Annotated in this window: 21 protein-coding genes and 1 other RNA gene; 12 read left to right on the plus strand and 10 right to left on the minus strand. The window is 52.2% G+C overall.

Features of this window, described 5'->3' with window-relative positions; genetic code table 11:
• Positions 1-36: 36 nt before the first annotated feature.
• From aceA to MJ923_RS14140, 5 genes are all read right to left on the minus strand, one after another.
• Positions 37-1,356 (minus strand): isocitrate lyase, encoded by a 1,320-nt coding sequence (gene aceA / locus MJ923_RS14120; RefSeq protein WP_126167545.1) that lies wholly within the window; start codon positions 1,354-1,356, stop codon positions 37-39.
• 78 nt (positions 1,357-1,434) lie between these two features.
• The gene (gene aceB / locus MJ923_RS14125) at positions 1,435-3,066 is read right to left on the minus strand and encodes a malate synthase A (protein WP_240591653.1); all 1,632 of its coding nucleotides are present in this window, start codon (positions 3,064-3,066) and stop codon (positions 1,435-1,437) included.
• Positions 3,067-4,510: 1,444 nt separating this feature from the next.
• The gene (locus tag MJ923_RS14130) at positions 4,511-6,364 is read right to left on the minus strand and encodes a tetratricopeptide repeat-containing diguanylate cyclase (protein ID WP_240591654.1); all 1,854 of its coding nucleotides are present in this window, start codon (positions 6,362-6,364) and stop codon (positions 4,511-4,513) included.
• Positions 6,365-6,433: 69 nt separating this feature from the next.
• Positions 6,434-6,649 (minus strand): hypothetical protein, encoded by a 216-nt coding sequence (locus tag MJ923_RS14135; RefSeq protein WP_126167548.1) that lies wholly within the window; start codon positions 6,647-6,649, stop codon positions 6,434-6,436.
• A 160-nt stretch (positions 6,650-6,809) separates the two neighbouring features.
• The gene (locus MJ923_RS14140) at positions 6,810-7,601 is read right to left on the minus strand and encodes an SAM-dependent methyltransferase (protein ID WP_240591655.1); all 792 of its coding nucleotides are present in this window, start codon (positions 7,599-7,601) and stop codon (positions 6,810-6,812) included.
• Positions 7,602-7,937: 336 nt separating this feature from the next.
• Here MJ923_RS14140 and MJ923_RS14145 point away from each other — a divergent pair, with 336 nt between their 5' ends.
• The gene (locus MJ923_RS14145) at positions 7,938-8,426 is read left to right on the plus strand and encodes an outer membrane protein assembly factor BamE (protein WP_240591656.1); all 489 of its coding nucleotides are present in this window, start codon (positions 7,938-7,940) and stop codon (positions 8,424-8,426) included.
• A 72-nt stretch (positions 8,427-8,498) separates the two neighbouring features.
• Here MJ923_RS14145 and MJ923_RS14150 read toward each other — a convergent pair whose 3' ends face one another.
• Both MJ923_RS14150 and MJ923_RS14155 read right to left on the minus strand, forming a co-directional pair.
• Complete coding sequence (locus MJ923_RS14150; protein ID WP_240591657.1) at positions 8,499-8,831, minus strand: RnfH family protein; 333 nt, start codon at positions 8,829-8,831, stop codon at positions 8,499-8,501.
• Positions 8,821-9,255: an SRPBCC family protein gene (locus tag MJ923_RS14155; protein ID WP_240591658.1), complete on the minus strand. Its 435-nt coding sequence runs from the start codon at positions 9,253-9,255 to the stop codon at positions 8,821-8,823. The genes MJ923_RS14150 and MJ923_RS14155 overlap by 11 nt, the downstream gene beginning before the upstream one ends.
• A 181-nt stretch (positions 9,256-9,436) precedes the next feature.
• Between MJ923_RS14155 and smpB the strand changes: the two genes are divergently transcribed.
• The 11 genes from smpB (at position 9,437) to MJ923_RS14205 (ending at position 22,271) form a co-directional block, all read left to right on the plus strand.
• Positions 9,437-9,919, plus strand: coding sequence for an SsrA-binding protein SmpB (gene smpB / locus MJ923_RS14160; protein WP_011760500.1), 483 nt, complete (start codon positions 9,437-9,439; stop codon positions 9,917-9,919).
• A gap of 95 nt (positions 9,920-10,014) precedes the next feature.
• Positions 10,015-10,370: a transfer-messenger RNA gene (gene ssrA, locus MJ923_RS14165) on the plus strand.
• A gap of 493 nt (positions 10,371-10,863) precedes the next feature.
• Positions 10,864-12,000: a PepSY-associated TM helix domain-containing protein gene (locus MJ923_RS14170; protein WP_240591659.1), complete on the plus strand. Its 1,137-nt coding sequence runs from the start codon at positions 10,864-10,866 to the stop codon at positions 11,998-12,000.
• Entirely contained in the window at positions 11,990-12,454 is a 465-nt protein-coding gene (locus MJ923_RS14175) for a hypothetical protein (protein WP_240591660.1), read from the plus strand. The genes MJ923_RS14170 and MJ923_RS14175 overlap by 11 nt, the downstream gene beginning before the upstream one ends.
• 510 nt (positions 12,455-12,964) lie before the next feature.
• Positions 12,965-15,085, plus strand: coding sequence for a TonB-dependent siderophore receptor (locus MJ923_RS14180; protein WP_240591661.1), 2,121 nt, complete (start codon positions 12,965-12,967; stop codon positions 15,083-15,085).
• A gap of 638 nt (positions 15,086-15,723) precedes the next feature.
• Positions 15,724-15,885, plus strand: coding sequence for a (2Fe-2S)-binding protein (locus MJ923_RS20895; RefSeq protein WP_420854491.1), 162 nt, complete (start codon positions 15,724-15,726; stop codon positions 15,883-15,885).
• Between the two features lie 353 nt (positions 15,886-16,238).
• Positions 16,239-17,585: a lysine N(6)-hydroxylase/L-ornithine N(5)-oxygenase family protein gene (locus tag MJ923_RS14185; protein ID WP_240591662.1), complete on the plus strand. Its 1,347-nt coding sequence runs from the start codon at positions 16,239-16,241 to the stop codon at positions 17,583-17,585.
• Positions 17,576-18,766 carry an MFS transporter gene (locus tag MJ923_RS14190; RefSeq protein WP_240591663.1) on the plus strand — a complete coding sequence of 397 codons (1,191 nt, stop codon included), beginning with the start codon at positions 17,576-17,578 and terminating at the stop codon, positions 18,764-18,766. Before MJ923_RS14185 ends, MJ923_RS14190 begins: the two co-directional genes overlap by 10 nt.
• Before the next feature lie 64 nt (positions 18,767-18,830).
• A complete protein-coding gene (locus tag MJ923_RS14195; RefSeq protein ID WP_240591664.1) occupies positions 18,831-19,358 on the plus strand; it encodes a GNAT family N-acetyltransferase in 528 nt (175 codons plus the stop codon).
• A gap of 2 nt (positions 19,359-19,360) precedes the next feature.
• Complete coding sequence (locus MJ923_RS14200; RefSeq protein ID WP_240591665.1) at positions 19,361-21,172, plus strand: IucA/IucC family protein; 1,812 nt, start codon at positions 19,361-19,363, stop codon at positions 21,170-21,172.
• A 472-nt stretch (positions 21,173-21,644) separates the two neighbouring features.
• Positions 21,645-22,271 (plus strand): hypothetical protein, encoded by a 627-nt coding sequence (locus tag MJ923_RS14205; protein ID WP_240591666.1) that lies wholly within the window; start codon positions 21,645-21,647, stop codon positions 22,269-22,271.
• A 104-nt stretch (positions 22,272-22,375) separates the two neighbouring features.
• On the opposite strand, the gene MJ923_RS14210 is transcribed toward MJ923_RS14205, so the two are convergent.
• From MJ923_RS14210 to MJ923_RS14220, 3 genes are all read right to left on the minus strand, one after another.
• Positions 22,376-22,624 (minus strand): DUF3297 family protein, encoded by a 249-nt coding sequence (locus tag MJ923_RS14210; protein WP_240591667.1) that lies wholly within the window; start codon positions 22,622-22,624, stop codon positions 22,376-22,378.
• A 180-nt stretch (positions 22,625-22,804) separates the two neighbouring features.
• Positions 22,805-23,575, minus strand: coding sequence for a helix-turn-helix domain-containing protein (locus MJ923_RS14215; protein WP_240591668.1), 771 nt, complete (start codon positions 23,573-23,575; stop codon positions 22,805-22,807).
• A 12-nt stretch (positions 23,576-23,587) separates the two neighbouring features.
• Complete coding sequence (locus tag MJ923_RS14220) at positions 23,588-24,118, minus strand: YbhB/YbcL family Raf kinase inhibitor-like protein (RefSeq protein WP_240591669.1); 531 nt, start codon at positions 24,116-24,118, stop codon at positions 23,588-23,590.
• Positions 24,119-24,218 lie beyond the last annotated feature (100 nt).

A 24,218-nucleotide genomic window follows, 5' to 3' on the forward strand; every position in this document is an offset into this window, starting at 1 on the left:
GAGTAAAACACAGCAAGGCTGTGGGACAACAAAAAATCAGTGGAACTGATCCTCCTCGGTGGAGCCGGTCAGCGCGGTCACAGAAGACTCACCGCCCTGAATAATATTGGTCATCTTGTCGAAGTAGCCGGTGCCCACTTCCTGCTGGTGCGCCACGAAGGTGTAACCCTTGCTGGCTGCGGCAAACTCGGCTTCCTGTACCTTCTCAACATAGTGCTTCATGCCTTCGCCGCGAGCGTAGTCGTACGCCAGGTCGAACATGTTGAACCACATATTGTGGATACCGGCCAGGGTGATGAACTGGTACTTGTAGCCCATGTCAGACAGCTCTTGTTGGAACTTGGCGATGGTGGCGTCGTCCAGGTTCTTCTTCCAGTTGAAAGAAGGTGAGCAGTTGTAAGCCAGCAGCTGATCGGGGTACTTGGCATGGATGGCCTCGGCGAAACGGCGGGCTTCTTCCAGATCTGGCTTGGCAGTTTCACACCAGATAAGGTCGGCGTATGGCGCATATGCCAGACCACGGGCAATGGCCTGATCCAGACCGGCACGGACACGATAGAAGCCTTCGCTGGTGCGCTCGCCGGTGATGAAGTCGCCATCGTATGGGTCGCAGTCAGAGGTCAGCAAATCGGCCGCATTGGCGTCGGTACGGGCAATCACCAGGGTAGGCACGGCAGACACGTCGGCCGCCAGACGGGCTGCAACCAGCTTCTGTACCGCTTCCTGAGTTGGAACCAGTACCTTACCGCCCATGTGGCCACACTTCTTCACTGAGGCCAGCTGATCTTCAAAGTGCACACCGGCAGCGCCCGCTTCAATCATGCCCTTCATCAGTTCGTAGGCGTTGAGCACGCCGCCAAAGCCGGCTTCGGCATCGGCCACGATTGGCAGAAAGTAATCAACAAACTTGTCATCTTCCGGACCCACACCGTTACTCCATTGGATCTGGTCGGCGCGGCGGAACGAGTTGTTGATACGACCCACAACAGCAGGCACTGAGTTGGCTGGGTACAGTGATTGGTCTGGATACATGGTGCCAGCCAGGTTGGCGTCGGCAGCAACCTGCCAGCCAGACAGATAAATGGCTTCGATACCGGCTTTGGCCTGCTGCACCGCCTGACCACCGGTCAGGGCGCCCAGTGAGTTTACATAGCCTTTCTTGGCACCGCCGTTCACCAGTTCCCACAGCTTTTCAGCACCGCGCTGAGCCACGGTGTTTTCAGGCACGAATGATCCACGCAGTGACACCACTTCCTCGGCGGTATATGGGCGGCGAACGCCTTTCCAACGTGGGTTTTCGGCCCAGTCTTTTTTCAGTGCGTCGATTTGTTCCTGGCGGCTGATGTACTTGCTCATGGTGACTCTCCTTTGGGGTGTTAGGGTCTGCCCGCCACTCGGGTGACGGGTAAGATGTTCAGTGTTTTCAGTGAATAATCAGTGTTCTTGTTTGGTCAGCAGCTCGTAGCCAGGCAGAGTGAGAAACTCCACCATTTCGTCGCTGGTGGTGATTTCTTCCAGCAACACGGCGGCCTGGGTGAACTTGCCATGGGTAAAGCGCTCACTGCCCACTTCTTCTTTGACATTGGCCAGCTCCTCAACCAACATCTCGCGGAACAGTGCCTTGGTTACCGGCTTGCCGTTGGACAGGCTCTTGCCGTGGCGGATCCACTGCCAGATGGAGGCACGGGATATTTCCGCCGTGGCAGCATCTTCCATCAGGCCGTAGATGGGCACGCAGCCGTTGCCGCTGATCCACGCCTCTATGTATTGCAGTGCGATACGGATATTGAGGCGCATACCATGCTCGGTGCGCTCACCTTCGCAGGGGTGTAACAGCTCACTCGCCAGGATGGGCGCATCCACATCACGGGTAATGTGCAGCTGGTTGCAATGGTCATCACCAATGTACTGGTTGAATATCGACATGGCAGTGTCTGCCAGCCCCGGATGCGCCACCCAGGTGCCGTCATGACCGTTGCGGGCTTCGAGCTCCTTATCGCGGCACACCCGTTCCAGCACCAGACGATTGGCTTCGGCGTCCTTGGCGGGGATAAAGGCCGCCATGCCGCCCATGGCCAGTGCACCGCGCTTGTGGCAGGTTTTAACCAGCAATCGCGAGTAGGCACTGAGGAATGGCTTATCCATGGTCACCTGCTGACGGTCTGGCAGCACTCTGTCAGGATGATTTTTCAACGTTTTGATATAGCTGAAGATATAGTCCCAGCGGCCACAATTGAGCGCGACAATGTTCGAGCGCAGTTCATAGAGGATTTCATCCATTTCGAACACCGCAGGCAGGGTCTCAATCAGGCAGGTGCACTTGATGGTGCCGGGCTGCAGGCAGAATCGCTCTTCAGTAAAGGCAAACACCTTGGCCCACCAACGCGCTTCGAGATGGCTCTCAAGCTTGGGCACGTAGAAGTAAGGACCGCTGCCCTTGGCCAGCAACTGACGGTAGTTGTGGTAGAAATAGAGGGCAAAATCCACCAACGCACCTGGCACTGCGGCGCCATTGAACTGTACATGCTTTTCTTTCAGGTGCAGGCCGCGCACCCGGGCAATCAACACCGCAGGGTTATCGTTGAGACGATACTGCTTACCGGTTTCAGGCGCCGTGTACTCAATGGTGCCCCGCACTGCATCACGCAGGTTAATCTGACCGGTGACCACTTTTTCCCAGCTGGGAGCCAGTGAGTCTTCAAAGTCGGCCATAAATACTTTCACGTTGGCGTTGAGCGCATTGATGATCATCTTGCGATCCACAGGGCCGGTGATTTCAACCCGGCGGTCTTGCAAGTCTTCTGGAATACCACGGATAGACCACTTACCATCGCGAATGGCACGGGTTTCGGGTAAGAAGTCTGGCAGCTCGCCTTTGTCTATACGGACCTGGCGCTGCTGGCGTTTTTCCAGCAAACCATCCACATCTGCAGCAAACTGGCGGCACAGGCTGTCGAGTAATGCCAGCGCACCCTCGGTGAATATCTCGTCCTGGCCCTGAACCGGATGACCGGTAATTTCCAGTCCTTTTGTTATCTGTGCGTTATCCAAAATTTGCTCTGTCATTGTCGTTGTCCCCGGCTGTCGCAGTTTGTCGTCGCATCAGGAAGGAGCTTGTCCTGCCCATCCATTACACGGCTTCAAAAAACCGCCAAATGTTCGTTTCAGACCAAAAACTAGCGACAAACATTTGTAAATGCAACAGTCCAAAACTTAGCGAAACGTCTAAAAAACAGCCTGAAACAGCTTATGAAATTGGTAAGACCAAGAACGAAAATAACACACAAGCATTTGTTATTAAGTAAATTAATTCCTCATTTAAATTGTAACTATCGCTAGCCACAGAAATTTGTCTTACCAAATAACCAATAAGCCGACAAAGTAATTAATTACGTAATTAAATTCCCAACAGTAATTATTTGTGAACATGAGTTGTGTAATTTGACTTTGGTCTAAGCACGGCTTTTTGTTTTGAACCGCAGGGCGCGTAAAGGTTTAATTTGCATTAATTTCAAAACTTTAGCCCAAACACAGAAAACACCAGATTCAAACAAGCGTTTTAATATTACGTTTACGTAAAGGTAATCAAGAGAGGTTTGACAGTGATCCGCCACAGCCCTTTCGTCGCCAGATCAACAAGCAAGTAACAATTGGTTCAGGGCGAAAAAAATTCAAAATTTTTAAATTTTTTTGCAAAAAATAGCGAATTACCGACGATAACATTCAATCGGGCCTTGCCTTGCACTCAATTAGTGGCCTTTTCAACATTCGGCTGCACATCGAAGCACCGCAACCATCTGAACAACCATCTGAACAACCATCTGAACAACCATCTGAACAACCATCTGAACAACCATCTGAACAACCATCTGAACAACAATCTGAATTAGTCGGACTGACACGCTAAGTTATTCGGTCCACTTGTCAGGTGGCGCTGACCCATTGAGCTCTAAGCTTAAGCAGTTGCTTTGAGCTCGCAGTTTGAGCTGTTTTATAGAAATCCAGTGTCGAGCCGCCAGGACGAAATGGTGTAGAGGGCCGATCACGTCAGGGCATGAGTCCTTCAGCAAGTAAGGGGCGCTACCGCTGGCACAGGTACATTCCATAGGAGACAAGGGCCACTTCAGCAGCGGCTGTTGAGCGCGTTCAGTAATAGCGTTCTGGGTAAGTTTGCAGATCAACAGCACCACTCAAAACGGCATAGCCATGACAGCATCTGTTAGTGCGCTCAGGGAAGATCTGACACGAGCCGACAAGCAACAGCACCGATGGAGCTAAGGTGTGGGAAATCCCTACCCAATGAGCAAATCACGACAAAGCGGCGCTATCGAGTAACAGGCGGATTGGGATAAGGCTTGTAGCGGTAAACGGGAAAGACGTCAGGCGCGGGGAAAGGTCCGAATCTGCGATTGGTGGCAGCTATGCTTGTCAGTAATTCTTGCAAGCGATTCTTGTCAGCTAAGGGGGCCAATATGAGTGCTGGCAATTGCCTGCTGCTTGAGCCACAGACTTAGTTGGCAACGGCAGTGGGTTTGTCGCCAGAAGTCGCCACTGTTGTGCCATTGGTGGCACTGGCGCTATTCGCCTCGGCAGTAACTGGGCCGGTTTGCGGAATACTTCCCTGAGCGGGACCAGCGCAGTCAGAAGCGCTTTGAACCTTTGGCTCGTCAGCTGTAAGGCTCGCCTCAGCGCCTGCACTAACCGGCGGATAACGCTCCTGATCCCACACTACCATGTTGCGCCCCAGGTGTTTGGCGCAATAAAGAGACTTATCGGCCCGTCGCAACATGGGGTCGAGACTTAAATCCCGCTCATCCAGGCTGGTCACCCCAAAACTCGCGTTCAGAATAAAGCGGTTACCAGAGTAATGGGTGTCGACGTTGGCGATCGCGCGACGGCAGGCTTCGGCAATCTCGGCAGCTTCCTGCCCGCTGCAGCCCGGCAGCACTATCATAAATTCCTCACCGCCAAAACGGCACAGGATGTGCTCGCCCTTAAGCTCTGGGCGAATGACTTCGACCACCTTTTTCAGGGCCCAATCGCCGGTGGCATGACCGCATTCATCGTTGATGGACTTAAACTTATCCAGATCCATCAGGATCATAGCCGCATCTTCGCCTCGAGCCATGCAGCGCACCAGGGCATTCTCACCTTTCTCCTGCCCGGTAGCGCGGTTGAAGGCACCGGTTAATCCATCCCGCTGCGCGAGCCGCATAAAGCGATTCCGCTGTGACAAACCCGCTGCAAGAAACAGCGATAAAAACAGGCACATCCCCAGCAGCACTGTGGACGCCATCAGCGAGCCCGAATGCTCACGGGAAATGGTTTCCTGACGCACCAGATAACCGTCCCGTTCACTGTTCAGCAAGGAAATTTCCCGCCGCTGCTCTTCAAAGTTGAACTTAGCCGCCTGATAGGCCATCTCCCGCGCCTTGGTTTCATCAATCAGACGGGTGGAATATTCCGCTTCTTTTTGTTGTGCTTCAAAGGCACCTCTAAAGTCGCCACGACGGGCATGCACAGCCGCAAGCACCTTCCAGGCCCCCCGGAGCGACGAGTCATCTGCAGCAGCGTTATCAATCGCCTCATCAGCAGCTGCCCCGGCGTTATTCCATTCACCGGCTTCCAGATAAGCTTGCGCCAGTAAGCTCTGGGTGCTGGCAATTTCAAGCTCGAAACCAAATTCTTTATATTTATCGAGGGCCTGCTGAAGGGGAGCTATTGCTTTTTTGACCTGATTATCACGCAGATAGGTCCAGCCCAACCCTTTGGTGGCCATGGTAGCGATAAGAGGAAGTTTGTTGGTCTCACAGTAATCGCGAGTCTCATCAAAGGCGCTAACCGCTCTGGTTATTTTTCCCGCTTCCATCAGCGAGGCTGCGATATACAGGTAGGAATAACAGATGTCGGTGACGGCATCATCAGGCGCCAGGTTCAGCGCTTTCTCAGCGTAAACGCCTACTTGCTCAAACAAACTCATTTGATAGTAGAGACTGGCCAGGCGGATATAAGCGTTGCGCTGAATGTCTTTGTCGTTGATGGAGCTAATCTGTGACAGCATGTCACTAATAGCCTGCATCGATTCGGGGAATTGCTTGAGAATTAGCCTTACCGTTGCCAGGTAACCCAGAACTTTCACTCTTTCCGGTGTACTGGTGATTTGGGGTAAGACTTCCTCCAGGGATTTTTGAGCGGTCTGATAGTCGGCAGTAAAAATATGATAGATACCGACTAAGGTCGCGTACTTTAACTGCTGCTGTTCCGACAAATTTCCTTTATCTAACAGCCTCAGTTCCTTGATTGCAGTTTCAGGCGAGGTTCTGAGTGACTCTTCGATTTGAGCTAAAGACTCATCTACTGTCATGCCAAAAGCCTCACCCCAAGACAGGGATAAGGCTAAAAGGCTGCTAATCAGAACGTAGCGCATCAAATGTCAGGCATCATTGCCGTGGTTAACGACCACAAACGTCTGGTACTCTTCATCCCCACCGAGAGACCTGAGTTTGCTTTTATCACCCGTCATCACCGCCTGAATTTCATCTTCACTGAGGCCATTGGCACGCATCACCCCTTCAGGGTCTTTTTTGTAGGCTTCCAGCAGCGCGGCATCTTCGCCCAATTGCTTTAAAAACTCGTTCAGTGTTGTCATCCTATTCTCCACTCATTGTTATGGGTTGTTGTTGGGTCTTTTCTCTTGGCTTCTTGGCCCCTCGGCTTTTGCCGCTGTATCTGAATGTATTGGCTATCTCGGTTTTGTACCCTTATTGCGATTGCTGCATCGCGAATACTTAGTTGGCCATGCTGCCAACTTACGCCAGATCTGCAGGAGTCAGCCCCAGCATGGCCAGCACTTCGAGGTTATGCTCAAGCTTTCGTGCCGGTGGCACCAATAAGGTAGTGGCCGGGTTCATCTCAGCGTCCGGCAAGTCTTTCAGCGCCAGCCTGCTAATCCGTGGCTGATGAACAGGCAAAAATGCCGCTTCATACAAAATAATCTCGTGTTCAAGTGGATACCACTGGCTGAGCTGTTTCACCAATACCTGCAGTCGGTCGCGGCTGGTGTGAAACCGGGTCAGGGTGTTTTCCCCCGCCAGAGCAATTTGCCACAGCAGTAAGTGACAACAGGGGTCTGGCTGATGGCGAAAAAACATAAACTGGCTGGCTTCAAAGCTCTGATGACCACTCTGCGCCGGGTCTATGCCCAAATCCGCCCACAAACAATCTTCGGCCGAAATACCAGGCTCCATCCAGGCCTCGATACCCGCCTCCTTGCAGCGGCGGATCGCCATATGGGGCACACAGGCAAAGACGCCGGGGTGACCATAAAAGGCCCCTACCACTCTCTTGCCACTCTGGGCAGCTTCAACCATGGCTTGGGTCATCTGCTCGTACGTCAGGCGACGACTCTTTATTTCATCGCCCTGGGCATAAAACTGCTGCAGATTGACCACATTGGCATTGAGCCCTTCAAGGTAGCGCTGAGCAAAGCCATCGGGCATCAGGCTGAAAACGATATCTGCATGTTCTATATGGCTTTTGGCCCTCACGCTGATTTGCCCCGCCAGACCAATGCCTGTTCCTACACACACCAAGCTAGCCAATTACTGCTCCGACAACTCGTCTAAAAGTCACATTCTTATAACTTTCTGGCAGCAATGCAATATGTTGGAGCAATTTTGACACGCCATTCTGTAAAGTTTATCCGACTGATATTGTTGAAATTCATCAAGCTGCGCTGATGTGCCCTCTCAGCAGAGTTCTGGCTTTCATACCTTTGATTGACATCATAGTAAACCAAGGTAGAGAAAAACCGCTGAACCTTGCGCAGAAGGCGTGGTCAAAATGCTGCAGCTGACGCCTTTTGGGCTGCTGCCCTTGTCAGTCTGGCCTGCCCTTGGGTATGATGAGCCGCAGTTTTTAAGGAATAAGCACACACGATGTTGATTAAGAAGCATAGTCTCACCCTGCTGGGGGCCGCAGCCCTCTCATTATCTCTGTCTGGCTGCAGTGTTTTCGATTGGCTGGTGTACAAGCCTGACATCCCGCAGGGCAACTACATGGAGCCTCAACAGGTAGAAAAGCTGCGTGTTGAGATGACCAAGGAGCAGGCGGAATACGTGCTGGGCCGTCCGGTACTCAGAGACAGCTTCGCCGATGACACTTGGTATTATGTGTACCACTTCAAGAGTGGTCGCGATGCCAGCATCATCCACAAAGAGCTGGTGCTGCATTTTGAAAACAATCGTCTCGCTAAAGTGAGCGGCGATTACGAGCTGTCAGCTGAGTTCAATACACCGCTTGAGCAAAGCAAGTTGCCAACCGTTACCGCCGGTGACGACCAGCCGCTGGTACCCGAGCAGCGCGGCGACAGCAAGCCACTGGTTGAAGAAGGCCAAAACGATCCCAAGGCTATCCGCAAGTTCTAAGCGCTTGCCCGAAGACGACAGCCAACAAAAAAGCGCCCATGGGCGCTTTTTTGTTTTGGTACGGCTAGCCGGTTACAGCTTGGCGCCGGTTATCTTATTGGCGCGCCCTTCTTCTTTGGCTTTTTCAGCCCGCAGGCGGCGAACATCCTTAGGATCGGCAATCAGCGGCCGGTAAATCTCGATACGGTTACCGGGAAGCACTTCATCATCGTGCTTCACCAAACGGCTGAAACTGCCAAGCTTGACCTTGTCGAGCTCGAGATCAGGAAAGAAACTGGCAATATTGCTCTGGCGCACCGCCTCGATAAAGCTGGTGCCAGGCGCAATCATCACATGCACAATTTTTTGCCGCTCCGGCAAGGCGTAAATCACATCTACGCCAAATTTTTCAGTATCACTGGCCATACACCACCTTCGCCCGACTGGTAAACGCCGTCACCATGGATGAAACCAACTCTTTGAATACTTTGCCAAACGCGAAATCAGCCAGACCACTTGAGAACTCAAAATCCAGTTCAAAATCCACCTTGCAGGCATCCTCTGCAAGCTCAGTAAAGCGCCATTCGCCCTGCAGGTGTTTAAAGGGACCATTTTCCAGCACCAGCGCAATATGCTTACCCGGTACCACCTGATTACGGGTGGTAAAGGTGCGGGCAATGCCTGCTTTGCTCACATCCACCGAAGCCACCATGGTTTGGCCATCAAAAGAAATCACCTTGCCGCCCACACAGCCGGGCAGGAACTCCTTGTAGGACTCGACATCATTGACCAGATCGTACATTTGCTGGGCACTGAATCGCACCAGCACGCTTCGGGACACCTTGGGCATTCGCTTGAAATCATCGTTTGGAAATACTGTTGGGGCCGGATTGTAACACGGCTTATCCAAAAGATGGCAGCCGTCACCCAGTACAAAAACTCACCAACAAAAACATCTGCTTGGCAAAACAGCTAAATATTCTTGAGCGGTCAATTCCAAATTGGCCACCCCACGTTATAATAGCCCGCCTATGGTAAAGAAAAACTCCAAAAAGGCCGCCCAGCCGGCCACGATCGCCCGCAATAAGCGCGCGACCTTCGAATACAAATTCGATGAAAAATTCGAGGCAGGCCTATCCCTGATGGGATGGGAAGTGAAGTCTATCCGCGCCGGAAAAATCAACATCTCTGAAAGCTACGTGATGCTGAAAAACGGTGAAGCCTTCCTGCACCACTGCCATATCACCCCACTGCACGCCGCCTCCACTCACGTGGTATGCGACCCTACCCGCCCGCGCAAGCTGCTGCTTAACCGCCGCGAGCTCGACCGGCTGGCCGGTTTGGTAGAGCGTCAGGGCTATGCCATCGTGCCCATCTCCATGTACTGGCGCAAAGGCGCCTGGGTAAAGGTAGAGATTGGTCTGGGTAAAGGTAAAAAAGCCCACGACAAGCGCGATGACATCAAGCAGCGCGATTGGGACATTGAAAAAGCCCGGGTGATGAAGAACAAATAAGCTGCCTGTTTTCGAACGGAAAACAGGCAGTTGGTTGTCGCTGCCAAATTATGCCTTGGAATTCAGGGCAGCATGGGAGTACAATCAAGTTTCTTGGGGGCGATTCTGGATTCGACGGGATTCGCGAAACTCCGGGAGCATGCCGAGGGGCGGTTGGCCTCGTAAAAAGCCGCAAAGTTATAGTTGCAAACGACGATAACTACGCTCTGGCTGCTTAATTAGCGCCAGCCATCTACCACAGGTCTCGCACATGGGCAGTGGATTTGATGGTCACCTTACATAGTGCTAGCGAGGGAACCTTGTCTGGGGGTGAACCGCGAAACAGTTCCAGGCTCACCGTTAGAAATCCTGTCTTTCGGAGTTCGAGCGGTTAAATAAAAGAGAGACTAAGCATGTAGCGCCTTGAGCGTAGGTTTTTCGGACGCGGGTTCAAGTCCCGCCGCCTCCACCAAACCTAAAATAAAAAAGACGTCTTCGGACGTCTTTTTTATTGCTTTAAATTCATGTAAATCAATGACTTAGTGTCTAAAAACCTCAGAGCATCTCACCACATCCTTGGCCCCTGGTACACCAGTTGGTCTTCCAGCCCAAAGTGTTTATAGTGCCTGGGCAGCCAAGCGCAAAATCATTCAGCCAAATTAATCTAAAAGAAATCAAACGATTAAATTAAAGGCAAGTGTAGCCACGTCATTGCCATACTCTGCAAGTTGCTCTATCGCGGAAGTTGCTCTGTCGTGGAAGTCATACAGTCGCTGACTCAGGCAAATCGATTGCAGAGGCGCTTATTGGTGTTCAACTAAAGCACCTTTTCGCATACAGATGCCGAGTTACGCTGCGCCCCCTGCACCATTAGCAAATGCCAATGTAAATTCCGCCCACTTATTTGATAACGATTACCATTACCACTAACATGACGAGCTTTGAGGCTAACATAGGCACGTCGGATGGCGAAGGTGAGTAATAGATTCTGGTTCCAGTTGCATGGTTGGTTTTCGTTGCCAGTCTGGTTGGTATTCACCTTTGTATGCATAACGGGAACCATTGCCGTGGTAAGTCATGAATTGACCTGGCTGACCAACCCTGAGGCGCGGGCATCAAATCCGGATAATCTCCCGGCAAAGCCGATAGCCGAACTGGTAGACGCAGTTAACTATGCATACCCCACAGCCGATGTGACAAATGTGCTGGTGTTCGAACCATATCTGGTCACGGCGGTCGTTTTTACCGATCACGACAAGCCCCAGGCCATTGCATACGTCAATCAATATACCGGCGAAATTCAAGAGCTTAATCTTGGACTCTCTTTCATTGATTTCATGCGCAGCTTACACGGATGGCTGCTGTTTCCCTGGCATGCCAACTACAGCATTGGCTACTACATAGTCTCTGCCATGGCTATTGTGATGCTGGGAGCGCTGATCACCGGCCTGGTGATATACAAAAATTTCTGGCGCAGCTTTACCCAGCCGAAACTGCGGTTTCATCAAGGTAAGAAGACCATATTGGGCGACTTTCATCGCTTGGCAGGGGTATGGTCTATCTGGTTCCTTATGATTATGAGCCTCACAGGTCTGTGGTATCTCATCCAAGCGGTGCTATGGCATGCAGAAGTTGAAATTGAGCCCCATGCCCCCTTGGTTGCCGCTGCCAAGCTTCCTTCGCAGAAGCAATCCCCCGCCATCAATCTGGCTGACGCCATGCAGCTTGCTTATCAGCACTTCCCTCAATTTCAGCCAAAATATGTTGCATTGCCGGAACATACGCGGGACATGTACCACTTAAGTGGCGGCGGGGGTGAACTCTTTTTTGATGGCTATTCCTACAGTGTGAGCATTAACCCCTGGACAGGCGACGTCAGCCATAAACAATCCCCTGAAACTATGACTCCCCTTCAAACTCTGAGCCACATTGCGGACCCACTGCATTTTGGCACCTTTGGCGGGATCTGGACCAAAATTATCTGGTTTGTTTTCGGGTTGTTGATCTGCGGCATGTCAATTACCGGCTTTATGATGTGGGGAAGCCGTGTCGTTAAATCAGTCAGAAAACCAGAGTCAACGGAGGCAATTTATGCAAACTAAACGCTCCCTATGGCACAGGTATAAATACAAACTAAATGGTCTGCTGCTGGTTCTGCCAGGCTGGTTTCTGTATCAATCATTGACGCCATCTTTTCCGCCCTCCTGGGATGCCCGCCAAGCAGGCGAATTTACCCTCATCCCCATGCCATTGGATTTGGATAGACCCTACGTACATCACGGCGATTATGTGAAGGATTTTTTCTTTACACTCAGCAAAGGCGATGTTCGGGATATCCGTCAGGCATTTGTCAACATTGGGCCGCAACCGCTGACACTTGCCGAATTCCAGCAGCATGAGCTCGGCATTTTGCACGGCAGCAGACATGGACTTCACGTTCACGCATTGTCACCGAAAACATTAACCAAAGAAGATAGAGTCTGGATTTCAGTGCAAACATGGCATAACCAGGTTTTCTCGACCAGTTGGTCTCTGCCAGATACTTTGCTTGAATAAAGCCCCAGGGAAGGTGCGCATAAGCCCCCAGCTTGCTCTGCGTGAGTTTACAACGGATAGATGCAAGGTACAGATCGCAGTGAATGGCCTTAGTCCTTCGCACCTCTTTGATTTCAAAAGCAGGTAACGCGGCAGATACTGCTGTAAGCCACGCCCTACGAGGCTTTGACAGCAACATCATGTCGGCGTTATTCAACTTCACCATGACGGCGGGGGCGCCCAGCCATGCCTTCAGTTGAATGCCTTGAACTGTCGTCGCTGTCATCGCCAGAGCTGTGCGATAACTTGTTCGCACCTTCCCAAGCTTGGCTCCAAAAGATTGGAGTATCTGGAATGCCAGCATCCGGCGATAAATCCGGTTGATCGCTTTGAACCTGGCGCCTCCCGGTCCATTTCAGGACTTGTTCCAATCTTTACATTCCAAATTATTTAAATGATAAGCGTTATCATTTAGTATGCAGCCAGTTTTTACCGCTCTCGTTTATTGGGAGATAAAACATTGGAGCTGCAATGAAAGGAACACAGAGTTTACTTTGGTCGGCAATATCGCTGGCCCTTTTCACCTCGGGTACCGTTTACGCGGAGCAAACTCCGGATACAGCTCAGGCTGATATTGAGCGGCTGGTGATTTACTCACAGGGATACAGAACCACGGGCAGTAAATCCCGCTTAAGTCCTATTGAGTCACCCATGAGTTATGAAGTCTATGACGCTGATTTGCTGAAACTGCGCCAGGCCGACAGCGTCAACGAGGCGCTGCGCTATGTGGCCGGTGTTACACCGGAAAGCCGTCCTACCACCACCATTTTTGATCAATACACCATTCGTGGTTTCCAGAGCTATCGTAACTATTACGATGGCCTGCCATTGCAATATAACGGTCTGTGGAACCTGGTGCCCCAGGTAGACGCCTTTGCCACCGACAGCATTGAAGTGCTTAAAGGCCCCACTTCGGTGCTGTATGGCTCAGCACCTCCGGGCGGTATGGTGAACCAGGTGGCCAAACAGCCGCTTGGCAGCCAACAGACACAACTGCGTACCCGGGTGGGCACCAACCAGCTACTGGAACTTGGCGTAGACCATAATGGCGTGGCTTCCGACAATGTCGACTACCGTATTGTTGCCCTCGGCCGTCAGCGCGATGGCCAGATGGAAACCACCGAAGAACAGCGCTGGTTTGTGGCGCCGTCGGTCACCTGGCGTCTGGCCGAGCGCACCAGCTTGAATCTGAATCTGTATTATCAGCAAGATCCTTCGATGATCCCATCCACGCCGCTGCCCTCTGTGGGCACCCTGGTTGATGCCAGTTACGGCAAGCTGGATGCCGATGCCTACGCCGGCGACCGCAGCTGGGGCAAGATGGACAGAGATATGCTGCTGGCGGGTTATAAATTCAACCACGAGTTTTCCGACAACCTCAGCTTCCTGCAGAACCTGCGCTATACCAAGGGCGAGGGATTGCAGCGCAATACCTATAATACCGGGCTGACCGATGGCGATCGCCTGCTGGCACGCAATGCCTATTTCACCGATGAAGCCATCGAGGGCCTGGCAGTGGACAACCAGCTGGCCTGGACAGTCAGCACAGGTGCGCTGGAGCATAAGCTGTTGTTTGGTATCGACTATCAATATCAGGATTCCGATATTGACTATGGCGACACTCTGGGAGCCGATACCCCTGCCATTGATTTGGGCGCACCGGATCACCATCTGATGAACCCGGCATTGTTGCCTGTAAGTACCTATACCGAACGCCATGATATCAAGCAGCGTCAGCTCGGTTTTTATGTGCAGGACGAAATCAGCTGGGGCTCGCTGACCATACTGGCCAACCTGCGTCACGACAGCTATGACAGCACAGATGCTGCCACCAAGCTGTATTTGGGCGAAGGCGGCTATGAAGAAGCCAAGACAGATCAAAATGAGCTGACCGGCCGAATTGCCGCTATCTACCGCTTCAACAATGGTATTTCACCCTATGTGAGTTATGCCGAGTCCTATGAGCCAACCACAGGTCTGGACAGCATCAGCGGCGAGGTATTCAAACCCACCACCGCCAGCCAGTGGGAAACCGGCCTTAAGTACGCCAGCGATGATGGCAACACCCAGATGACCCTGGCACTGTTCGATATCACCCAGCAGGATCTGGTGGTTAATACCCCCGATTGGATGCAATACACCCAGGCTGGCGAGCTGAACTCCCGTGGCTTTGAGTTTGCATTCCGTACCCGTATTGGTGACTTTATGTCGCTGGACGGCAGCTACAACCAGCAGGATGTTGAGTTTACAGAAAATCAGCTGGATCCTTCTCTGGTCGGTATGACACCCGAGTGGGTCGCCGACAAGCAGGCGTCGCTGTGGGCCACTTTTTATGTCACAGATAGTCTGGATCTGAGCGCAGGCGTTCGCCATGTGGGTGACAGTATGCTGGATGACCATAATACCGGCACAGTGCCCGGCTATACCCTGGTGGATGTCGCCGCCTCCTGGCGTCTGGGCGACAGCTACCGTTTGGGGCTCACAGTCAGCAACCTTGCCGACGAGCGCTATGTGGGCGCATGCAGTGGCGAAAACAACTGCTGGATGGGTGCCGAGCGCAGTATCGAGCTGGGTCTTGAGGTTGACCTCTGAGCACAGCCCCTGCGCCACTGGATTTAAGGCCGGGTATATATGCTGCGGCCCTGCAGTTTCATTCCACTCTTAATGGCCGGGATACACCGCCTTGCGGGGCTGTGTATCCCGATGCCGACAATCGGCAGGCCATTGAAGCCCTGCACCTTTGGGTCAAGCAAACGTATCCCGCTGCGCCGGCCGCCTTCTGGCTGGCCCGCAGTTGGGACTTGCTCTGCTGGCAGCCCATTTATCTGACACTGGTTCTTGCCCGGGATTTTCGAGGCATTGATGATTTGCAGGGGCTCTGGTTTGCAGCGCCGCCTCAGGAGTGGGGGTTTGGTTTGAGCCAACCCGTTAAGCTGCCCAGGATCCCGATATCTTGTTTGCAAAGGTCTGGGCCTGTGGGCCCGGATGCTGCGCTTGTTGGCTGGCTGAAAGAGAGTATTTATTTGCTTTACTCTCAGGCGTCTCAGGTTTTTGGTATTCGCGCCTCTTTGGCGCAGCGGCTTGCTGCCGACAATCTGGCCACCGCACTACTGCGACAGTACCATCAATCCCCGCAGGGTTGCAGCCCTGATTTTGACCCAGGGCCTACTGTCAATCAGGCACTCCAGTCATGGCTCCGCGCCCTCGATTGGCCCGGACAGATTAGCCTGGTGGCAACCCCCGAAGGTGATCTGGCGTTAAGACGCCAAAGCTGTTGCCTTGAATACCGTTTGCATGGCGCAGCCAAATGCGCTTCATGTCCGCTGCTTTCATCCCCACGCCCCAGCTGTGGGCAAGAGCCCTCGCCCGAGCCCAATCCGCGCCTTCCTTAGTCACTGACACAGGCTTAAATCGACCCAGGTTTGCCCTTGGGTCGTTCCTGTCATTTTTTACCCACCAGCTTTCCCGATACGGCCAACTCTCCTTGGCTTAAAACAGGGTGTGCCTGCCAGCGTCCACGGCTGTGCGGCTCTGTTGATGTGCAGGGCCCCACAAATATCAATACCTGTAAAAACAAAAACTTAAAGCATCAAAATCTGTACCTGTTTGTCAGTAGGGTCTGAAAAAGCCAATTGTAAATTAGCTTGTAATGATAACTATTATCATTAACTTGAAATGGCTTTCATAACAAAAGGACGACCCTGAGGTCGCCAAATTTTACGTTCACCCTGAGCAGGAGCTATTTATGAGTACCCGAATCTATGACCTGATTGGCATTGGTCTCGGCCCTTTCAATCTGGGCCTTGCGGCCCTCAGCGAACCCCTGGAAGGGGTCGACAGCCTGTTTATCGATCAGGCAGCAGGTTTTGACTGGCACCCCGGCATGATGTTGGAAGGTGCCACCATGCAAACTTCTTTTATCGCCGACCTGGTCACCCTGGCCGATCCCACCAGTCCATACAGTTTTTTGAGCTATGCCAAAGCCATGGGCCGCCTGTATGCCTTTTACATCAAGGAAGATTTCTTCCTGCTGCGAAAGGAATACAACCTCTACTGCCAGTGGGTGGCTAACCAATTGAGTAATCTAAGGTTTAATGAGCGAGTGAGTGAAGTGACTTACCTGGAGGAGCAGCGACTCTACCGAGTTGCCACTGTCAGCGCCTGCGGTAAAGAGCGTGATTACCTGTGCCGTAAACTGGTATTGGGAACGGGTACCCAGCCGGTGCTGCCAGCATGCTGCAAAGATGTGTCTGTACTGCACAGCAGCCAGTATTTACAGCACAGAGACAGGCTCAGAGCCATGAAGCATGTCACCCTGATTGGCAGTGGTCAGAGTGCGGCTGAAATCTATTTCGACCTGCTGAAACATGCTGCAGACAGCGGTAACCGGGTGGATTGGATCACCCGCAGCGAGCGCTTTTTCCCGCTGGAATACACCAAACTGACCCTGGAAATGACCTCCCCGGATTATGTGGACTATTTTCATGCCCTGCCAATGGCGGAGCGTGACAAGCTGCTGCAACAGCAAAGGTGTCTATACAAGGGGATAAACCGAAGTCAGATCAACCATATCTATGATGAGTTATACCGTCAGGGGCTGGAAGGTGAAGTGCCGTCACAATTAGTGACCAACACCAGTCTGGTCGCGGTCAGTACTCAGGGACAAGGTTACCGACTGTCGCTCAAGCACAATGAGAGTGGCGAGAGTTGGCAGCAGTTAACTCAGGGACTTGTGATTGCCAGCGGCTATGGCTATCAGGAACCCGGGTTCCTTAAGCCACTGCAGCACAGATTATTGCGGGACGCTGCGGGCCGACTCGCGGTTGCCCGCAACTACAGCATTGATAAAGACCAACATATCTATGTGCAGAATGCCGAGCTGCATACCCACGGTCTGGCTGCGCCGGATCTGACCATGGCCTGTTACCGCAACTCCATTATTTTACGGGAAATTCTTGGTTATGCGCCCTATCCGGTAGAGGAGAAAATCGCCTTCCAGACCTTTGGACCTTCGCCGGAGTGCGCCCCCTCTGTGTCCCATTCTCAACTGCAGCCATTCCCTGCTGCGGTGCAGGAGAAGTTATGGGCCTGAAGTTCTACCTGATTGGCATTACAGCGGTAGCCGTGGTGGCCGACAGCATGCTGCTGCCTTTTTATCCCCAGTACTTTGCCGAGCGCTTCGGCATCGACAGCCCTGAGCATGTTGGCAGCTATACGGCGGCAATATGTCTGGTGGCTATGCTGGCACTGCCACTGTGGGCCAAACTGGCGCGCCGACAAGGCACCCTGCAATTGCTTATCTGGACTCAACTGGGTGCCATGACCTTTTGTGTGGCCACCGTGTGGGCTCAGCAACTTTGGCTGTTCTGGCTGTTGTCCCTGGTGATGATTGTGTTCAAGGCCAGCTACTTACTGGTTTATCCCTTCTTGATGGAGCGGGTAACCGAGGCCGAGCATGCCCACACCATAGGTGTGCTTTCTATTGTGGTGCACTTTGGCCATATCGCCGGCGCCTTGCTCGGCGGCATGGCGCTGGTGTATTGGCCGCTTAAATATGCCTTTTTGCTGATGGCTATTGGGGATCTGCTGCAAATACTGGTGTGTGCCTACCTGCTGTGGGCTGGCCTGGATAAGGGGGCGGCGGCCACAGTAAGCCATCATGAGGCCCAAAGTGAGCAACCAGAGCCCATATCAAGGGTTAGCACCGGCAGCAGGCGCATCTATGGATTGGGCGTTTTGATGCTGCTGTTTTATTTCAGCGAATATCAGGTGGTGCCCTTTTTTGTGGAGTATTGGCAGCAACTTGAGACCGGCGACAACCTGCAATTGGCTTCGTTTATCTACGCCATTCCTGCCTTTGTGGCACTGGTGGCACTGGTAACCAACCGCCTTTACGGGGAATGGGGCAGCCATGTGTATTTTTGCCTGCCGCTGGCGATTGGAGGCCTCCTGTTGCAGGCAAGTGGTGAGCCATCCTGGGTCATCATGGGCAGGCTGATGTTTGGCTGGGCTTCATTTCAGCTAACGGTCAAGCTCGATGCCTTGCTATTTGCATCAAGCGCCCCGGAAGCCTATGCCGCTGACTACGCGAAAATTAATATTTTTCAGAATGTTGGAGTGCTTCTTTCTTACTACGGTGCAGGGGTTTTCGTCGCGATTAAAGGATTGGCGTTCCCCTTTATAGTGGCCGCAGGCGGTTTGCTGCTAACCCTGATTTGTTATCCCTTGTTTGTCGACAATCAACAAAGGAGAGCCATAGATGCCACTTCCTGATGTGTTGTCACATTCATTTGTCCCGACCGGAGCAAAGAGGCATTTCAAGCATCAAGCCCCGGGAATGGGAAGCTTCAGTATTCGCCCCTTGTCCCTGGATCAGGATGTTGCCCAGTTACATCAGTGGCTTACAGCACCCAGAGCCAGCTTTTGGGGCATGCAGACATGCACTTTGCAGCAGGTGCAGGACACCTATCAGCAGCAACTGGATTCACGCCACAGTGCGCCTTTCATGGGGTTATTTGAGGGGCGGCCCAGCTTCCTGCTGGAAACCTACGATCCCGCTCATGATGAGCTTGGCAGCCAATATCAGGTGCAGGAGGGCGATGTGGGAATGCACTTCCTTGTGGGGCCTGCACAGGGGGCGCCTCTGAGTGGCTTTACCCGTGCGGTGATGAAGTGTATTCAGGCGTTTTTATTCACTGCCCCCGCCAATAAACGCATCGTGGTGGAACCCGATGTAAACAATCAAAAAATCCATCCCATTAACCGTGACGCAGGCTTTGTCTATCACGGCACTGTATCTCTTTCATACAAAACTGCGGCGTTGGCATTTTGCGACCGCAGTACATTTTTTACCCTGGAGAAGTAACAATGACGATTTCAAAAACCTTGCCAGCCATCAGCCAGTGCGACCATCTAAGCCCAGAAGTCTGGCAAAAGGTCAACCGTTTGCTGGTACGAAAGGCGCTGGCAGAATTTTCCCATGAAAGGCTGCTGACACCAGAGCCCCTGGGGGACGGCGAGTATCGGGTGCTCAGCGATAACGGTGAAATTTGCTACCGCTTTAAGGCGCAGGTGTTGGAGCTCGAACACTGGCAAATCGATGCGGACTCCATTGTAAAAGAACAAGCTGGTGAGCAACTGCCTTTGGATGCCCTTGGTTTTATGTTGGAGTTCAAGACGGCGCTTAAGCTTAAGGATTCGGTTTTGCCGATATATCTGGATGAGATCAGCAGTACTCTCTATGGCAGCGCCTTTAAGCACGACCGCGAAGCCCCCTCGGCATTGCAACTTGCCGATGCCGACTTCCAAACCCTTGAGGGCGCCATGACAGAGGGGCACCCCTGCTTTGTCGCCAACAACGGCCGCATCGGCTTTGGGGCCGACGATTACCTCAATTATGCTCCGGAAGTGGCCTCGCCTTTCGCGCTGGTGTGGCTTGCCGTGCATAAGAGCAGGGCTGCACTGTCGATATCCAGAGAGCTGGAATATCAGCAGCTTATTCAGGAGGAGCTGGGTGAAGCCCTCTATGGGCAGTTCAGAGTAAGGTTAACCGAACTCGGGCTCGATGAAGCCGACTATTGGTTTATGCCAGCCCATCCCTGGCAGTGGCAGAACAAGCTGAGCATGGCATTTGCCGCTGAAATCGCCACCCGTAAAATGGTGCTTTTGGGCAGCAGTGAGGATGAATATCTGGCCCAGCAATCCATTCGCACCATGTTCAATATCAGCTCACCGCAAAAACGCTACGTAAAAACAGCCCTTTCAATCCTCAACATGGGCTTTATGCGCGGTTTGTCGCCCTATTATATGGAAGCCACCCCAGCCATTAACGATTGGGTGGCGGATTTGGTTCATGGCGATAGCGAGTTGCAGGCCCGGGGCTTTACCATACTGAAAGAAGTGGCAGCCCTTGGTTATCGTCAGCCCTATTATGAAAGTGCCATCAAGGAGAACAACGGCTTTAAGAAGATGTTTTCTGCTCTTTGGCGTGAGTGCCCACTGGACAAACTCACTCGGGGTGAGCGGCTGATGACCATGACAGCTCTGGTGCATTTGGACAATGAGGGTAACAGCCTGCTGGCTGCCTTGATTGAGCGTTCAGGAGTCAGCGCCCGAGAATGGATTGACGGCTATCTGGAGGCGTTTTTTGCCCCGATCCTGCATTGTTTTTATCGTCACGACATGATTTTCATGCCCCATGGTGAAAATCTCATTATGGTGCTCGATGGATATCGTCCGGCACGGGTATTAATGAAGGATATCGCCGAGGAGGTGGGCATACTGAATCCTGAAGTTGAACTGCCGAAAATTATGCAGCGGGTGTCAACCCATATTCCGGATCATATGAAAACCCTGTGCTTGTTTGTGGATGTATTCGATGGCTTTTTCCGCCATGTTGCGGCGGTACTTCACAGCCATTGTGGCATGACAAGCCAGGACTTCTGGCAGGCAGTCGCCCGTTGCAGCCACAGGTATCAGCAGCAGCATCCCGAGCTGGCACCTCAGTTTGCCCGCTATGATCTCTTCGCCGATGAATTCGAGCATTCCTGTCTGAATCGCCTGCAGATGGCCAATAACCAGCATATGCTCAATCTTGAAGATCCCGCCAGTGGCCTGCAAATGGCCGGAACCATCGCGAATCCACTCGCCAAATGGAAACGCGCTGAAGATTGTCTTTAGGGTCGGCTGACCTTCCCCACTCTTATTCGGCTTCCTAACCGTTCCCGTAAACACCCCATCAAAGCGCAAAAGACGTCTTCGGACGTCTTTTTATTTGCCTCTATAAACAAAGGGCCACCCGCCCCCAGTCAAGATCTTAAAAAACCGATAAGCTAGTCCAGTAAAGTCACACCTTCGCGGTTTCGCTATTGAGACAAATATTAACTATGAAGAATAATCCAATTTTTCAAGATGATACAACCTGTTCAGCTAGGAAAACTGCATAACTTCAAAACTAAAAATTCAAACCGCGCAGGCTGGGGAGGAAAAATGCGGTTTTCGTTGCGAGGGCGCCGTGTGGTAGTGCTCTCCGTGGTCTGTAGTTAACGTGGAAGCGGTAAACTATTGCTGTGCATAGATGCCGCTATTGGCTTGGGGTGGTTACAAGCTAACGTATGATAAAATGGAGATTCAATCACTTAGGGGGGCATACATGGGCAGATTTTTATCTTACTTTGCGTTTGGCATCATGATCAGTGTTGCATATTTTGTAGGCGAAATGATTGGTAGTTCAAGTGGGTTCAGTATCGATATATGGGGCTTATTTAAAGATATCATTGCTATGCTATTCGCTGGGATTGCAGTGTATATAGCCAATGAAGGACTTAACACGTACAAACGCCAGCATATCTACACTGAAAAGTTCAAAGTCTGGAATGCCTTTTCTCATCAATTAGCTGAATTCTATAGCTGCTATCTAAATTTACGCAACAGGACAACATGCTTATCGCATTACCTACAATTTACAGAAGCGGGATATAAGGATGTTGCAGAGGATTGGGATAACCAACGCAAAGCATTTCACTCTTCTTCATACGAGATGCAGCAGTTGATTGACAAGCATGCCCCCATGCTGAGTACAAACGAATATGTCGACGTAAAAAAACTTCAACAAGCACTATCAATTGAAGCGGCGCACGTAAGAGCTGCCCATGATAAAATCCGTAACCAGATCTTTGACAATAAAGACACGGACTCCGTTGATATACCTGGGTTTGTAGCTGTACATAATCGTTTCAAACACTACCTTGCTCAAAATCTTTCCAAGTATCTCGGTTAGAAAATTCCGTGGTATCAATTCCTGGCTATTGGGTCCTGCCGCACGTTAAAGAATGAAAAAAAACAGGGCTTTGCCCTGTTTTTATGTCTGCGAAAGCCGCAAGATTACTTGTAGAAAGCTTCTACTTCGCCTTTGATGGTCATCAGCAGTGGCTGGCCGCGGCGGTCGAGAGCCTTGTGAGAAGCCACTTTAATCCAGCCTTCGCTGATGCAGTATTCTTCAACGTCATTGCGCTCTTTGCCGTTGATGCGAATGCCCACATCAAACTCAAACACTTCAGCTACATGGTGCGGGCTGCGTGGGTTGATGGACAGGCGGTCTGGCAGGGCTGGCGGTACTTTGGTATCGGTCATAATCGTCATCTTGGGTAAATAAAACCTGTGCCATTGTAGGCAATCACCGGGTTTGGCTCAATAGTATCAGCTACCTGTTTAGTGCTGCTTTGACCAGATGCGCTGGAGGATAAACGTACTCAGCATCAAGCCTGTGACAACCAATGATGACTGGACGACTCGCGATGGCAAAGCCGCCCGTTACGACAAGGTCGCCAGGTACTCAGACACCGACAATCCGAATTGGCCTTCAAAGCGAGCCTGAAAACGTGGCAACGACTGATAACCGCAGGCATCGCTTAAGTGCTCAAGCTGCCGCTCGCCGCGCTGCATCAGCGAAATCGCATGGTTCATCCGCACTTGGGCGACTATATCGCGAAAGCGCAGCTGGTCTGCTTTAAGATGCCGAAGCAGAGTGGCACGGCTCATACCAAGTCGCTGGCAGCAAAGCGCAAAAAGAGCATTGTGGGCAGGCTGCTGGGCCGCAAGCTCGGCCACCCGCTGCGCCACTGTCACCTCCCCCGAAGGAAACATCCAGTGCAGCACCCCAAGCTCTGCCAGCTGTTGGTAAAGCCCAAATACAAACTGCTGCTGAGCATCAAGACTGAAGGCCTGCTTATCCATGCTGGTGAGGAAACTCAGGCTGGCTTTAAGGCCCTTGGTTTGCCCAAACCAGGGCGTCAGGCTTGCTGACGCCCGGCTCAGTGCCAACAACTCAGGTTCAGGATGAACGAAAAAGAGCAACATCTGGGACTTAAATCCCTGAGCCAGCGGCATGTTTTCGAAGGTCAGCTGCTGACGACTGTGGCCAGCCAGCAGCAATTTTGCCCCCAAATCTACCCGCTGCCCCTGCCAATACAGCCCTTTTGAGCCACGTTCAATGAGCAGCAGCGAAGGGGAAAACAGCACCACATTACTGAGCCGTTGAGGTTTGGCGCCCCGAAAGTACTCGATTTGAAACGCGTGCTGCATGGCCAATTCCCCTCAGCGTGAATATGTTGCCGTGATGGTCGCCTTGCCAAGCGCCTGAGCACCCAGCTGGTAGCCAAGCAACGCCAGGCTGGGGTCCGCTGGCAGTTGCAGCGTCTCTACCGGCAAGGCCCACACTGTAAACTGGTATCTGTGCATCCCATGGCCTGGTGGTGGACACGCGCCGCCAAATCGGGGCTCGCCATAATCGTTGCCAAGGGTTTTGGCGCCCAGGGCATCCATTTTCTGGCCACGGGCGATGGCCGTGACTTTCAGTGGAATATCCACCACCGCCCAATGCCACCAACCACTGCCGGTGGGCGCATCAGGATCGAACACAGTAATGGCAAAGCTCTTGGTGCCTTCGGGAATATCTGACCAGCTGAGGGCGGGTGACAGGTTGTCACCACTGCAACCAAAGCCCTGATATTCAAACGTTTTGGCCATAAAGTGCCCTTCTTTGATATCCGGGCTTGAAAGCTCCATTGCCTGAGAATGTACACTGGCGGCAACTAACAGGCTGCCGATAAGCGGGAATAATTTCATCGTTGAACTCCTTGGTTGGCGTGAGCTTATAGCCTATTGGAGACGGCAAACCTTAGCAGATCATTAAGTATCAAATAAAACGGATTTAAGCGAAATGTCG

Origin of the sequence: Shewanella zhuhaiensis (assembly GCF_022484835.1) — a bacterium.
Taxonomy (GTDB): Bacteria; Pseudomonadota; Gammaproteobacteria; order Enterobacterales; family Shewanellaceae; genus Shewanella; species Shewanella khirikhana.

Excerpts from the sequence above, each read along its gene's own strand:
- MJ923_RS14210 (WP_240591667.1), bottom strand. The coding sequence starts at position 22,624 with ATGACCGATACCAAAGTACCGCCAGCCCTGCCAGACCGCCTGTCCATC.
- MJ923_RS14155 (WP_240591658.1), bottom strand. The coding sequence starts at position 9,255 with ATGCCCAAGGTGTCCCGAAGCGTGCTGGTGCGATTCAGTGCCCAGCAA.
- aceA (WP_126167545.1), bottom strand. The coding sequence starts at position 1,356 with ATGAGCAAGTACATCAGCCGCCAGGAACAAATCGACGCACTGAAAAAA.
- MJ923_RS14135 (WP_126167548.1), bottom strand. The coding sequence starts at position 6,649 with ATGACAACACTGAACGAGTTTTTAAAGCAATTGGGCGAAGATGCCGCG.
- MJ923_RS14130 (WP_240591654.1), bottom strand. The coding sequence starts at position 6,364 with ATGACAGTAGATGAGTCTTTAGCTCAAATCGAAGAGTCACTCAGAACC.
- MJ923_RS14180 (WP_240591661.1), top strand. The coding sequence starts at position 12,965 with ATGAAAGGAACACAGAGTTTACTTTGGTCGGCAATATCGCTGGCCCTT.
- MJ923_RS14195 (WP_240591664.1), top strand. The coding sequence starts at position 18,831 with ATGGGAAGCTTCAGTATTCGCCCCTTGTCCCTGGATCAGGATGTTGCC.
- MJ923_RS14190 (WP_240591663.1), top strand. The coding sequence starts at position 17,576 with ATGGGCCTGAAGTTCTACCTGATTGGCATTACAGCGGTAGCCGTGGTG.
- MJ923_RS14205 (WP_240591666.1), top strand. The coding sequence starts at position 21,645 with ATGGGCAGATTTTTATCTTACTTTGCGTTTGGCATCATGATCAGTGTT.
- aceB (WP_240591653.1), bottom strand. The coding sequence starts at position 3,066 with ATGACAGAGCAAATTTTGGATAACGCACAGATAACAAAAGGACTGGAA.
- MJ923_RS14150 (WP_240591657.1), bottom strand. The coding sequence starts at position 8,831 with ATGGCCAGTGATACTGAAAAATTTGGCGTAGATGTGATTTACGCCTTG.
- smpB (WP_011760500.1), top strand. The coding sequence starts at position 9,437 with ATGGTAAAGAAAAACTCCAAAAAGGCCGCCCAGCCGGCCACGATCGCC.
- MJ923_RS14220 (WP_240591669.1), bottom strand. The coding sequence starts at position 24,118 with ATGAAATTATTCCCGCTTATCGGCAGCCTGTTAGTTGCCGCCAGTGTA.
- MJ923_RS14200 (WP_240591665.1), top strand. The coding sequence starts at position 19,361 with ATGACGATTTCAAAAACCTTGCCAGCCATCAGCCAGTGCGACCATCTA.
- MJ923_RS14175 (WP_240591660.1), top strand. The coding sequence starts at position 11,990 with ATGCAAACTAAACGCTCCCTATGGCACAGGTATAAATACAAACTAAAT.
- MJ923_RS14215 (WP_240591668.1), bottom strand. The coding sequence starts at position 23,575 with ATGCAGCACGCGTTTCAAATCGAGTACTTTCGGGGCGCCAAACCTCAA.
- MJ923_RS14185 (WP_240591662.1), top strand. The coding sequence starts at position 16,239 with ATGAGTACCCGAATCTATGACCTGATTGGCATTGGTCTCGGCCCTTTC.
- MJ923_RS14170 (WP_240591659.1), top strand. The coding sequence starts at position 10,864 with ATGGCGAAGGTGAGTAATAGATTCTGGTTCCAGTTGCATGGTTGGTTT.
- MJ923_RS14145 (WP_240591656.1), top strand. The coding sequence starts at position 7,938 with ATGTTGATTAAGAAGCATAGTCTCACCCTGCTGGGGGCCGCAGCCCTC.